Annotated in this window: 8 protein-coding genes; all 8 read right to left on the bottom strand. The window is 37.3% G+C overall.

Features of this window, described 5'->3' with window-relative positions; all coding sequences use genetic code 11:
- Positions 1–12: 12 nt before the first annotated feature.
- Positions 13–1,590 (bottom strand): L-aspartate oxidase, encoded by a 1,578-nt coding sequence (gene nadB, locus K0U91_RS05215; protein ID WP_219970104.1) that lies wholly within the window; start codon positions 1,588–1,590, stop codon positions 13–15.
- A gap of 30 nt (positions 1,591–1,620) precedes the next feature.
- Complete coding sequence (locus tag K0U91_RS05210) at positions 1,621–2,250, bottom strand: NAD(P)H-dependent oxidoreductase (RefSeq protein ID WP_220178661.1); 630 nt, start codon at positions 2,248–2,250, stop codon at positions 1,621–1,623.
- 127 nt (positions 2,251–2,377) lie between these two features.
- On the bottom strand, positions 2,378–4,645 hold the full coding sequence (locus K0U91_RS05205; RefSeq protein WP_219970106.1) for a T9SS type B sorting domain-containing protein: 2,268 nt from the start codon (positions 4,643–4,645) through the stop codon (positions 2,378–2,380).
- Between the two features lie 236 nt (positions 4,646–4,881).
- The gene (locus tag K0U91_RS05200) at positions 4,882–7,131 is read right to left on the bottom strand and encodes a T9SS type B sorting domain-containing protein (protein ID WP_220178660.1); all 2,250 of its coding nucleotides are present in this window, start codon (positions 7,129–7,131) and stop codon (positions 4,882–4,884) included.
- Positions 7,132–7,303: 172 nt separating this feature from the next.
- A complete protein-coding gene (gene rnhA, locus K0U91_RS05195) occupies positions 7,304–7,780 on the bottom strand; it encodes a ribonuclease HI (protein WP_220178659.1) in 477 nt (158 codons plus the stop codon).
- An 80-nt stretch (positions 7,781–7,860) separates the two neighbouring features.
- A complete protein-coding gene (gene dnaB / locus K0U91_RS05190) occupies positions 7,861–9,450 on the bottom strand; it encodes a replicative DNA helicase (RefSeq protein WP_219970109.1) in 1,590 nt (529 codons plus the stop codon).
- A 153-nt stretch (positions 9,451–9,603) separates the two neighbouring features.
- Positions 9,604–11,934, bottom strand: coding sequence for a T9SS type B sorting domain-containing protein (locus tag K0U91_RS05185; protein WP_220178658.1), 2,331 nt, complete (start codon positions 11,932–11,934; stop codon positions 9,604–9,606).
- A 101-nt stretch (positions 11,935–12,035) separates the two neighbouring features.
- Positions 12,036–14,096: a T9SS type B sorting domain-containing protein gene (locus tag K0U91_RS05180; protein ID WP_219970111.1), complete on the bottom strand. Its 2,061-nt coding sequence runs from the start codon at positions 14,094–14,096 to the stop codon at positions 12,036–12,038.
- Positions 14,097–14,119: the final 23 nt, after the last annotated feature.

Genomic DNA, 14,119 nt, shown 5'->3' with positions numbered 1-14,119 from the left:
TTAAATAATCAGTTATGCTTGTACTAAATCTTTATTATAAAACGCACCTTTGTTCTGTTTCATCTCCATCGATTGGGTAATAATGAGGTGTGCAACGGTGGTCAGATTTCTTAATTCTGAAAGCTGAGGCGAAAGAATAGAGTAGTGGTAAATCTCATCAACCGCTGCAGCGATTTCCTGATGCTTCTGCAGAGCCATTTTTAAACGTTTGTTGCTTCGCACGATCCCTACCAGATCGCTCATCATCTCCTGGAGCTGTTTTCTGAGGTAAGAAACAATTACCATTTCATCAATGATTTTCATGCCTTCTTCATTCCATTCAGGAACGGCTTTCAGATCATCAAAATTAAAATTATTTTCATTTAATAATTCAACGGTTTTCATTGCAGCATTATGACCATAAACCAAACCTTCCAGCAAAGAATTTGATGCTAATCTGTTGGCTCCGTGCAGTCCTGAATTGGTACACTCTCCTACAGCAAACAAATTGTTTATCGAAGACTGTCCGTCTTTATCAACTTCTATTCCGCCCATCAAATAATGGCAGGCCGGAACTACAGGAATTAATTGTGTAAAAGGATCAATTCCTTCGTCTTTACATTTTTTGTAAATATTGGGAAAGTGCTCTAAAAATTTCTTGTGGTTCATTGCTCTGCAATCAAGACCCACGAATTCGTCACCCGTCACCTTCATTTCCGCATCGATGGCTCTCGCAACGATGTCTCTGGAGGCCAATTCTTCACGCTCGTCATATTTATGCATGAATTTCTGACCTTTTTTGGTTCGCAGTTTTGCGCCATCTCCGCGTACGGCTTCAGAGATCAAAAACAACATTCCATCGAGTTTGCTGTAAAGTGCAGTTGGATGAAACTGGTAATACTGCATATTGGTCACCTTACCTTTTGCGCGGGCAACGAAAGCAATGCCGTCACCGGTTGCAATAACAGGGTTTGTAGTGTTTTTATAAACGTGTCCGGCTCCTCCTGTGGCTGCCAGAGTAATCTTTGAAGTGATTTTTTTGATGATTTTAGATTTTTCGTCTAAAATATAGGCTCCGTAGCAATTGATTTCGCCTTCATTCAATTCTTTTCCCGGAACATGGTGTTGAGTAATGATGTCAATGACGTAATGGTGATCAAGAATTTCGATATTCGGACTGCTTTTGGCAGTTTCAAGTAAAGCTCTTTCAATTTCAAAACCTGTAATATCTTTGTGGTGTACAATTCTGTTTTCGGTGTGGCCACCTTCTCTTCCAAGGGCAAATTCGCCATTTTTCATATCAAAATTGGCTCCCCATTCTACAATTTCGTTGAATCTTGCGGGTGCTTCTCTTACGACCATTTCTACAACATCGCTTTTGTTTTCACCATCTCCGGCCCGCATCGTATCTTGGATGTGCTTTTCAAAATTGTCATTTTTAGAGTCTGTAACTACTGCTAAACCGCCCTGAGCATATTTAGTATTGCTCTCGTCTTCATCAGATTTTGTTACAATAATTATTTTGGCATCGGGAAGCTGTTCTGAAACTTTTATGGCATAAGAAAGCCCGGAAATCCCGGAACCAATCACTAATACATCCGCTTTTATCATATTCTTGCTTTAAGACACTTGTCTAAATAATTAAATAAATTTAAACAATTTATCGTTTGGTTTTCTTACTTTTTTCATATGCTGGAACTGATCTTCCTCAGATCGATAGCCTAAAGCCAGCGTTACGGTCACTTTTTCTTTTTCAGAATCAATATTTAAAATTTCCTCAATAAGATCTTGCCTGAAACCCTCCATCGGACAGGTGTCAATATTTTCTATTGCAGCAGCATACATTAAATTAGCCAATACGATATAAGACTGCTTTTCTGCCCAGTTCAAGATGTCGTCATGTTCCTGCCTGCTGAAATGACTCGTAATACTTTTTTTGAATAAACTTAAATCTTCAACAGGATGTTCACGCACTTCTGAGATATGATTGAAATATCCGTCGAGATACGTCTCTTCCATGTTTTTTTTTGAAACTAAAATAATGAGGTGCGAACAGGTAGAAATCTGCGAAGGATTATAGAAAGCCGGCACCAGCTTCTCCTTCATTTCCTTGCTTTCAACTATTAATATTTTATAAGGCTGTAGCCCCTGAGAGCTCGCTGCGAGTTTTCCGGACTCAAGAATATTGAGAAGGGTTTCCTGTGGGATGATCATTTCGGGATTAAATTTTTTCACAGAATATCTTCTGCTTAAAGCTTCCAAATAATTCATAAAGACAAATTTAAGAATTGAAATGTGAATAAAGAGCGTTTTGTACCGAAATTCTATTTTTAAATTTCAGAAATAAAAATCACTCCTTTTTAGGGGAGTGAAACAATATAATAAAATATGAAGAAAATTAGTCTCTGTTTTTTACCATAATCCAGCCTGAGAATTTGATTGGGGTTTTGGTTTTATTGTTTTCATTCCATGTTACAGAATACCAATAACTTCCTGTAGGAACTTTTCTTCCGTTGGCAGTTCCATCCCAGATGTATCGGTTGGTTTTGTCTCCTTGGTGAAGTTTTGAGCCATATCTGTCAAAAACATTAAATGTAAGATCTATTTTACCTGACAGTGCAGAATAGTCGATGTAATCATTTTGTCCGTCACCGTTTGGAGTGATTACATTGATTAAATTAGGTACAGTAATAGTAACTATGATAGGTTCGCAATCATAAGCATCTCTAACATAAATTTTATGTATCCCTCTTGTGATTTTTGTGAATACATTAGAATCTTGCCAGTTGACATTATCTAAAGAAAATTGATACGCCGGAGTTCCACCGTTTACATTCACGGTAATTGTAGTGTTTGAAATATCAACGTACGTGACAACCGGCTGTTCTGAAGCGTACACTTTTACAGTCTGTTTTGAGATACAATCTCCTGTTTTTAATTTTACCCAATAAGTTCCGACTCCGATATTGGTAATGATCTGAGTTGTTGCTCCGGTGCTCCACTCATATCCTGTAAATCCTGATCCTGCGTCCAAAGTGGTTTTATCTTCAATACAAATTACCTTATCAACCAAAACTGTAGAATATACTGGAGGAATAATGATCAATGTTACTTTAGCAACTGTAAAACATCCATTTCCGTTGATTACTTTTATGTATACAACGCCATTTGGAGCAGTATAAGCGGTAGGATTTGTAATTTCATTCGTGCCGTTTACTGCATCTGTTAATGATGGATAATATTTTTTAGTAATACCTGTTTGCAGGGTTACATTAGCATTTGTTAAATTAAATGTTCCTAACGAAGGATTGGTTGATTCTGAGCATACTCTTAAAGTTGCATCATTCACTACAACTGGCGGAAAAGTATTCAGGGTAATTATCGCATTATCTACGCAACCTTGAGCAGTCGTCACTTTCACATGTATGGTAGTTCCCTGTGCTGCCGGAAATGCTGCAAAGTTTGTGATCTGATTGGTTCCTGCAATGAGATCTGCAAGGGTAGGATAATATTGTTTTGTAACTCCGGGTAATGTGGTGACTGCAGCGTCATTTAGATTAAATATTCCCACACCCGCATTGTTGTTATTGCATTTTGTAAGCGACGCATCAACTGCTTCAAACGGGGTTGGATTTAAAATAATTCTCCCATCACCATTGTCGCATAATGTGGACGTCGGATCTTTAATGACTACAGAAATCGTTGTGTTTCCACTGTATTGAAAGTTGTTGGGCGTTGCAATGGGCGTTGCATTTCCTAACACATAGTAAGTGATGATATAGTTACTCGGAATATTGACAAACTGTGACGCATACGAGGTCAAATCCACAAAACCATTTCCTGTAGAAGGATTGGTACAAACAAACGGTGTAATGGTACTTTGAAAAATAGGAACTTTATCAATAAAGATTTTTGCATTTTTTATTGAATGCCTTGCACTCGCAGCTCCTGTGCCTGATGAAAATCCGAAATATCCTGTTGTCATTCCGATAGCTCCGCCTGAAGGTGCATATGACTGATTGGTAATCACGACACCATCTATTTTAATCTGTATAATCCAGTTGTTGAGATTGGCCGGATCAACCTGTCCGTTTACTTCAACATGCTTGTAGGCAGTTCCTACGAAAGGTTGTGTAGTCTGCAGATCTGCAGAATGAAAACTGCTTCCTGCTGTTACATTGTATTCAATATTAGGATTTCCTGCAGGAACATTGTTGGTTCCGTAGAGAAGATGCACTTTGCTCATCTGTCCCTCTGTAGTGTTGTTGAAAATATCAAACGCAACCATCAGTCCGTTTGCATTAGCAGGAATTCCCAATCCGCCGCCTGTAGTAAATGCTGTTGGCGGGTTTGAAAGATACCAGAAAGTTAAACCATCACCTCTTCCGTATGCTGTTGTTCCATTTCCGTCGATTCTGAAATCAAATTCGACCTTCCATTTGTCACAGTATTTTAAGTTAATAGGATCCGAAAGCTTTATGGCTCCGAACTGGCTGGTTTGGTCTGCTGTCAATCTTATAAAATCTCCGCTCACTGCTGCAGAAGGCACAATGTCCCATCCAGTAGTGTTCACAGGATTCCCTGTAAGCTGATACGTTTGAGCAGATGTGTTTTGAAAGAAAAATAAAAGAATTAATGAAAAGTAAAAGAGTAGTGTTTTTTTCATTTTATTGTAGTGGTTATGGTTATTAGATTTAATTACAAAGTTGATTTCGAATAAATAATTAAAAGTGAATTATATTTATTGATATTGTTTAAAAAGTATCATGTGTTTACAAATTATATCGTATTTGTGGTAATTTTGCAAATTATTCAGCAATATTTAATATTTGTATTAAATTTTTTACTGATTGTACTGCTTACAAAAAATCACTCCGGATGTGGAGTGATTTTAGTTATAGATTATTCTCTGTTTTTTACCAATACCCAGCCATTGTATTGTGTAAGGGTATTGTTTTTATCATTTTCGTTCCAGGAAATGGTATACCAATATGTTCCTGTCGGCATTTTCTTGCCGCCGGAAGTTCCGTCCCATTTGAAATTTCTCATTTTGTCGGCTTCGTATTTTTTATTGCCATATCTATCATATACAATAAATAGTAAATTTTTCTTGTAAGCTAACGCACTGTAATCGATCAAATCATTCACATTATCTCCGTTTGGAGTGATTGCATTCAGCAGATTGGGAACAGTAATCTGTACTTCCACCGGCTCACAATTGTAAAAATCTTTTACAAATATTTTGATTTCTCCTCTAGGTAATCCTGTGAAAACATTAGAATCCTGCCAGTTGATTCCGTCTAAAGAATATTTGTATGGCGCTGTACCTGCTGAAACATTGACCGTAATTGTATTATTTTTAATATCAATACTGGTAATTACAGGATTGTTGGAGGCTTTTACTGTTACAGTCTGTATGGTAAAGCAGTTTCCTGTTTTCAGTCTTACCCAATACATCCCGATTGGTACTCCTTGTATTGATGATGTTGTTGCTCCGGTGCTCCATTCATAACCGTCAAAGCCAGGTCCTGCGTCAAGGGTTGTTCTGTCATCGATACAGATAATTTTATCTTGTAAAACGGTGGATTTTACAGGAGGTATCACTTTTAAAGTAATTTTCTTAATGGTAAAACAATTGTTTGTTGAAGTTACCTTCACAAAGACCTCTGTACTCTGGGAAATATACGCAATAGGATTTGCGATTTCATTTGTTCCAGCTAAGGCATTTGCAAGTGAGGTGTAGAATTTTTTAGTAATACCGATATCTGAAGTTACAACGGCAGAAGTTAGATTGAATAAACCTGTCGTAGAATTTGTAATAATAGAGCAAGCTTGCAATGTAGCATCAGTCACAACTGGTAATGGGAGGAAATTTAACGTTATCTGGGCATTACCGCTGCAACCTTGTGGTGTTGTCACCTTCACATAAACAATTCCCGGTGCCGAAATATACGCTGTCGGATTGGTGATCTCATTGGTTCCCGCAGTAAGGTCAGCCAAGGTTTTATAATATTTTTTTGTAATACCCGGAACGGCACTTACATTCGCTGTTGTAAGATTAAAAGTTGCTGTAGCTGCATTATTGTTGTTACATTCAGATATGGTGACATTAGTCGCGGTAAAAGGTGATAAGGTGAGTTGAATCTGTCCGTCGGGATTATCACACAATATTCCTGCATTATCTTTAATAAAAACGCTAACGTTTGTATTGGCTGTAAAAGTGTAATTCGTAGGATTGGTAATAGGCGTACCTCCCACAGAGTAGGTAAATGTATAATTGGCCGGATTGGCTACAAACTGCGGATTGAATAGCGTTAAATTTGCTGTTGCTGCACCTGTCGCAGGATTCGGGCAAAAAGATTGTGTAGCAGAAGGTTGTAAAATTGGTACTTTATCTGTGTAGATTTTTACATTTTTAATAGAATGTCTTGATCTGTTTCCTCCTGTAGAAGCAGAGAATCCAAAATATCCCACAGTCATTGCAGCCGCTGCACCTGATGGTGCAAAAGACTGATTACAAATTGTCGTGCCGTCTATTTTTATCTGTATAATCCAGCTGGTTGGTGCAAGAGGATTTACTTCTGCCGTAACCTCGACATGCTTATAAGTCAGTCCCTGAAATGGCAGAGTAGTATTTAAGTCGGGTGAATGAAAAGAACTTCCGGCCACATTGAAAAACTCAACATTGTTGGCATCTGTTGTATTCACAACCTGTCCATAAGCAACATGTACTTTGCTCATTACCGCCGTTGTGGTATTATTATAAGTATCAAAGCCGGCAACAAGACCTACAGCATTCTGAGAAACTCCGAGTCCTGATCCCAAAACACTGGCAACAGGCGGGTTTGCTAAATACCAAAAAGCAATACCGTCACCATTGGCAGTCTGATTAGAATCCATCCGGAAATCGAATTCTACTCTCCATTTATCACAAAATTTTAAGTTGATCGGATTATTCAGCCGGATTGATCCCGATTGATCATTGGTGTCTGGAGTAAGCTGAACGAAATCTGTATTTACTACAGTAGGTCCCACAGTAGTCCAACCTGTCGTATTTACAGGATTACCTGCGAGTTGATACGTCTGGGAATGTAGTTTTCCGGTAATACAAAAAAGAATCAGTGTAAAATAAAACAGTAAATTTTTATTCATCTATACAGGTTATTAGATTTTGACGTGTAAAGATATTAAATCCTGATAAATAAATGTGTATTTAATGTTAATTTAGCAAAAATTACTGATTATATTGTAAAAATATTTTAAAATTAAATTGAATAATGAAAATATTTAGTCTTAAATCAAAATTATCAAAAATTAAATTGAATTAAAATAAAGAATTATTGTCAATATTTTCAAAAAAAGAATCTATTTCAAGATCTGTAGAGTTGGCAGCGGCTACAGCAAGCTTGTCACAAAGCTCGTTTTCAAAGTGACCGGCATGGCCTTTTACCCAATGCATTTTTGGCTGATACTGATTAAAAAGTACAACAAAGCGTTTCCAGAGATCCGGGTTTTTTACATTTTTCCAGCCTCTTTTGATCCATCCGGCCAGCCAATTCTGGTTGATAGCATCTGAAACATATTTACTGTCTGTAAAAACATGAATTTCATTTTCGGTAGATTTCAGTTTTTCCAGAGCGGTAATTACAGCAAGCAGTTCCATTCTGTTGTTGGTGGTTTTTCTAAAACCTTTTGAAAATGTTTTCTGATAATTTTTTTCGGGTACCTTCATAAGGATGCCGTATCCGCCCTTTCCGGGATTTCCGCTGCATGCACCGTCTGTGTAAATTTCGATTCTCAAAATCTTTAGCTAAGGTTTAATGTTAGGCTGAGGTGAGTTTTGATTAAATTCAAATTCAAGCAAAATCTTAATCTCATCCTTTAAAAAGGAAAATCGTCTTCGTCATCCAAATCATTCATTGAAGAGCCGGAAACTTTAGAATTATCAGGTAAATCAAACGCAGCACCCGGTTGAATAGTGGTTTTTATTTTTTCGAAACCACTTGGCTCAGATGATTGTGCTCCTGCAGACGGATATCCGTAATCATTGTTTCCATACGGATCAAGATCTCCGAATTTTGCAAAATGTTTCATAAACGAGAGTCGCACATCGGCTGTTGCCCCGTTTCTGTGTTTTGCAATGATCAGTTCGGCCTGGTTTTCGGTGGAAGATTCCTGTCCTTCTTCATCGTTATCCCAAACGGCAATTTTATAATATTCCGGTCTGAAGATGAATGATACAATATCTGCATCCTGCTCAATCGCTCCGGATTCTCTCAGATCCGAGAGCTGGGGTCTTTTTCCCGGACGGGTTTCTACGGTTCTTGAAAGCTGCGAAAGTGCAATTACAGGAACATTGAGTTCTTTGGCAATTGCTTTTAACGAGCGAGAAATCATTGCAATTTCCTGTTCACGGTTTCCTACACCTTTTCCACCGCTGCTTGCGGTCATCAGCTGAAGATAATCGACCATGATAATTCTTACACCGTGTTGCATCACCAGTCTCCGGCATTTGGCACGGAAGTCGAAAATCGACAGGGAAGGGGTTTCATCAATATACAGGGGAGCGTTTTCGAGTTCAGAAACGTTTGAGAACAATCTTTCCCATTCTTCGTCGCTCATTTGCCCTTTTCTTAGTTTTTCTGAAGAAATTTTTGTTTCTGAAGCAATCATTCTGGTGATCAACTGTACAGATGCCATCTCGAGAGAAAACAAGGCCATCGGGATTTTGTGCCCTACAGCAATATTTCTTGCCATAGAGAGAAGAAATGCTGTTTTACCCATAGCAGGACGCGCTGCGATGATAATTAAATCTGAATTTTGCCAGCCACCGGTTTCTTTATCAATTCCGGCGAATCCCGAAGGAACTCCGGATATTCCTTCTTTATCTTTTAAAGATTTTATGGTATCAATTGCCTGTTTTACCAATGAATTTGCCGTGTCAAAACCTTTTTTAATCGTGCCGTTGGTAATTTCAAAAAAAGACTGCTCGGCTTTATCCAAAAGTTCAAAAACGTCAGTCGATTCCTTATAAGACGTATCAATAACATTTGCTGATACATTAATTAAGCTTCTGAGAATATATTTTTCAAGAATTACCCGTACGTGATATTCGATATGCGCAGATGAGCTTACACCCATCGTAAGTTCTATAATGTAATGATCTCCGCCGGCAGAGCTGAGCTTATCGGTTTTTTTCAGTTCCTGGATAACGGTCATTAGATCGACAGGATGATTTCCTTCGTATAATTTTAAAATAACTTCGAAAATTACCGCATGTCTTGGATCGTAGAAAACTTCAGGTGTCAAAAGATCAATGGAATGATCAAGTCCTTTTTTATCAATCAAAAAAGTACCAATCACCAATCTTTCAAAATCTATTGCATTAGGGGGCATTTTTCCATCTGCAATAGACAATTCTCTGGCAAAGTTTCCTTGGGTAAGAGATGATAATGTTTCTTTCTGCGCCATAATGCAAAGATAGTTTTTTAAAAAAATAATCTGAAAATATTAACTAACATTTTGTAAAGAACCCCCTTCTACATCTTATTAATAAAGGATAGATTTTGTTAATAAAAAAATCACCCCATTGCTGAGGTGATTTTTAATGATATTAAAAATTATTTATTCTCTGTTTTTTACCACGATCCAGCCATTGTATTTGGTCTGTGTATTGGTTTTGTCATTTTCCGTCCATGTGATGGTGTACCAATAAGTTCCTGTAAGAATTTTCTTACCGCTTGAAGTTCCGTCCCACCTGTAATTTCTCATTTTATCGGCCTCATAGATTTTGTTTCCGTATCTGTCGTAGACAGTGAAAATTAGATCTTTCTTATATGCCAATTCAGAATAATCTACCACGTCATTTACGTTGTCACCATTCGGTGTAATTGCATTGACAAGGTTTGGAATTGTGATCTGGACAATGACAGGGTTACAATCAAAAGAATCTTTTACATATATTTTGTTTTCACCTCTTGGTAAATTATTAAATACATTTGAGTTCTGCCAAGTAATACCATCCAGTGAATATTCGTAAGGAGCTGTTCCTCCTGAAGCATTTACCGTAATTGTATTATTTGTAATATCTAAGCTGGCAATAACCGGCTGTTGAGAAGCATATACATTTACTTGCTGTAATGTGAAACATTTACCAGTCTTTAGCTTTACCCAATAGGCTCCCACAGGAACGCCCTGAATGGTCTGCGTTGTCGCGCCTGTGCTCCATTCGTAACCATCAAATCCTGGCCCTGCATCAAGGGTTGTTCTGTCTTCAATACAGATGGTTTTATCTTTTAAAACTGTAGATTTTACAGGAGGTAAAACTTTCAACGTTACTTTAGCAATAGAATAACACCCATCTGAATTAAATACTTTTATATACGCCTCACCGTTTGTGGTGATGTATAATGAAGGATTAGGTATTTCATTAGTTTCTGCTGTAGCATTAGCCAAAGTGGTGTAATACTTTTTTGTAACACCGGTTTGGGATGTTACATTTACTGCTGTTAGATCAAAAACTGCTGTAGAAATATTAGCTGGTATAAAACAAGATTCAATAGTTGCATTATTAACGATTACCGTAGGATAAAAAACAAGGGTAATTTCGCCATTTCCTGTACAGCCTGCACTATTGATTACTTTTACATAGATCTTTTTAGGCACTGTAGAAGTGTATGCAGTGGGATTGGTAATTTCATTAATTCCCGCAGTTAAATCAGCTAAAGTCAGATAGTATTTTTTAGTAATATTTGTACCTGTGTATACGATTGCTGCTGTCAGATCAAAAATGCCACTGCCTGTGTTGTTATTGTTACAGGTAAATAAACTGACATTGTTGACAGGAAGCGGAGGTAAAAACTGCAGGGTAATTTCAGCTATATCAGTACATCCTTCCACAGAAGTCACTTTTACAAAAACTGTTTTTGGTGCAGTAGAGATGTATGCTGTAGGATTTGTAATCTCATTAGTTCCTGCATTCAAATTATTTAATGTAGGATAATATTTTTTTATTGCAGTGGGATCAGTAAATACGTTAGCCGTCGTCAGATTAAAGGTCCCTGTTCCAAATCCATTTGTATTACATGCTGTAATTGTTGCATCGGTAGCTACGATATTACCTTGCTTAAATTTGAATTTACCAGTCAGAAAGCATCCGTTTACAGGGTTGTTAGGATTTGTAGGATCTTGATACTTAAGTCTGTAATAATAGATAGTTGTACCATCAACGGTAGTTACAGTAAGTGGTGAATTACCTGTAATGGCATCGTTACTTGTATTGTGATAGGTAACTGTAAAATTAACATTTCCGTTTAAAATTCCTGTTGTAAGTGTTGTAAAATCAAACTGCATCGGTAACGCACATTTCAGAATTTCATTCGGATTGGCTGGGTTTGCAGCCGGAACACCAGGTGTAATAAAAGGGTTAGGTGTTAAAGTAGGATCTGAAAAAGGAGAAGTCAGGGTAGCTGTACCTTCCCAATTTAAAGAAAACCCGGCATTGGCAGCATTACTGAAGTTATCTATAACCAGAAAATAGGTCTGTCCCGCAACAACGTCTAAATAGTCTTCGAAATATGCAGATGTGGTAGGAATAAGCTCCAATCCTGTATTTCCTGTAGGGGAAGAACCTGCAAAATTACATCTGATTGGTGGTCCTAGAGCTGCACATGTTGCATTGGCAGCATAAACAGCAAAATCATAATCAGTTGTATTAATATTGGCATCAATTGTAAAAGCCAATGTACCGGAAGTAGCTACTGTAATAGTATACCAAACAGAGAAGTTTTCATCATCAGTTAAACAGCCTCCCAAGTCTTCTAAAACATTTCCGGGTCCGGAAGGTGTGTAAGAAATATTAGAGTTTCCACAGACAGGAATTGCTGATGTACAATCTGATTGCGAAAAATAAAGCTGTGATGTGATTAAAATAAAAAAAAGTAATAATTTTTTCATGTGAAATGAATTTATAGCAAATTTAATTAAAATATTACAATTAGTCATTAGAAATAAAAAAATCGCTTTTTAGGGCGATTTTTTTATTATAAGAGTGATATTTATTCTCTGTTTTTCACCATTACCCAACCAGAAAATTTGATTGGAGTACTGTTTTTATTGTTTTCGTTCCAGGTTACAGAGTACCAATATGTACCGGTTGGAACCTTCTTCCCGGCTATTGTTCCGTCCCATTTGAAACCATTTGTTTTGTCTGCCTGGTGGATTTTTGTTCCGTATCTGTCAAATATGGTCAGAATCAAATTACTTCTGTTTGCTAATGCAGAATAATCAATTACGTCATTCACACCATCTCCGTTTGGAGTAATAACATTAATGAGATTAGGTACAAGAATATTAATTTCTATAGGTGTACAGTCGTAAGAATCTTTTACATATACAGTATGATCACCCCTGTTAAGATTGTTGAATACATTAGAATCCTGCCAATGCACATTATCTAGAGAATACTGATATGCAGGAGTTCCACCTACGACATTTACTGTAATGTTGTTGTTTGAGATTTCAATATTAGAAACCACAGGCTGCTCAGTAGCAAATACTTTTACCTTTTGCATTGAAGTACAATCTCCCGTTTTCAGCTTAACCCAATAAGTTCCGACTCCAACATTGGTAATGGTTTGAGTGGTTGCTCCGGTGCTCCATTCGTAAGCGCTAAATCCGGGTCCTGCGTCTAGTGTTGTTTTATCTTCAATACAGATCACTTTGTCAACCAGAACTGTAGAATATACCGGCGGAATTACAACAAGAGTAACTTTAGCAACAGTGTAACAGCCGCTTCCATTGGTCACTCTTACATATATGACACCATTTGGGGCAACGTAATTTGTAGGATTAAGAATTTCGTTTGTCTGATTTATTGCATCCGTTGCTGAAGGGTAGTATTTTTTAGTAGTACCTGTCTGCAATGTCACATTGGCATTCGTTAGGTTAAATAAACCTGTTGAAGGGTTTGATTCAATGAAACAGGCTCTTAAGGTTGCTTCCGTTACTACAACTACAGGGAAGAAATTGAGCTTTATTTCAGCAACATCTTTACAGCCAAACTGTGAAGTTACAAGAACGTATGCTGATCCTCCTGCGGATAAATATTGATAAGGGTTTGTAATTTCATTAATGCCTGCATTAAGGTCAGACATTGATGAATAGTATTTCTTTGTTGCATTTGCAATTGTAGTTACATTCGCATCAGTCAAATTAAATACAGCTGTTCCTTCATTGTTATTATTACATTCGGTTAATGTATCGTCAGTTGCGACAATACTTCCGTCTTTAAATTTAAAACTACCAGTCTGTTTACACTTGTTAACAGGATTATTCGGATTTACAGGGTCTGTATAACTAATACTGTAATAATAGGTATCCGTTGTGTTTACAGCAATTGGTGTTGTAATAGGTGAATTACCGGTCAACAGATCATTTGTATTAAGATGATAAGAAACGGTGAAATTTGTATTACCATTGATAATCCCTGCGTTTAATGAAGAAAAATTAAAAGTTGCCGGATTAGAACAGATAATAACTTCGTTTGGTGATGCAGGATTTGCATTAGGAAGTCCTGGTGTTATAAACGGATTTGTGATTAAAGCAGGATCGTTGAATGGAGATGCAAGAGTAGCAGTCCCACCCCATGTTAAAGAAAAACCATTAGCACTTTTAGAGAAATTATCTACAACAAGATAATAAGTTTCGCCGGCAATCACATCCATGTATTGGCTCCAATATCCTGTGAATGGTGGCGTTAAGGTTAATCCGGTTGTTCCCAGCGGGTTAGATCCTGCATAGTTGCATCGTAAAGGTGCACCTAAGGTTCCGCAGGTTTTGTTTGGGCCATACACTCCGAAATCATAATCATCAGGATCATTATTAGAATCAATGATGAAGGTTAAAGTTCCAGAAGTTGCAATGGTAAATGTATACCATACAGAATAGTGCTCATCTGTAGAGAGGCACCCTCCTAAATCTTCTAAAATATTTCCTGGTCCTGACGGGGTGTAAGATACACCAGAGTTACCGCAAACAGTAATAGCCGTTGGACAGTCTGATTGAGCAAAAAATATCTGAGAGAATATCAACAGAAAAACGAGTAGAGTTTTTTTCATTTTTGAAAAATTTTTAATACAAA

It is taken from the genome of Chryseobacterium sp. LJ668, assembly GCF_019613955.1.
GTDB lineage: Bacteria > Bacteroidota > Bacteroidia > Flavobacteriales > Weeksellaceae > Chryseobacterium.
The sequence above is the reverse complement of the archived record's forward strand: the minus strand, read 5'-3'. Positions and strand labels throughout refer to the sequence as shown.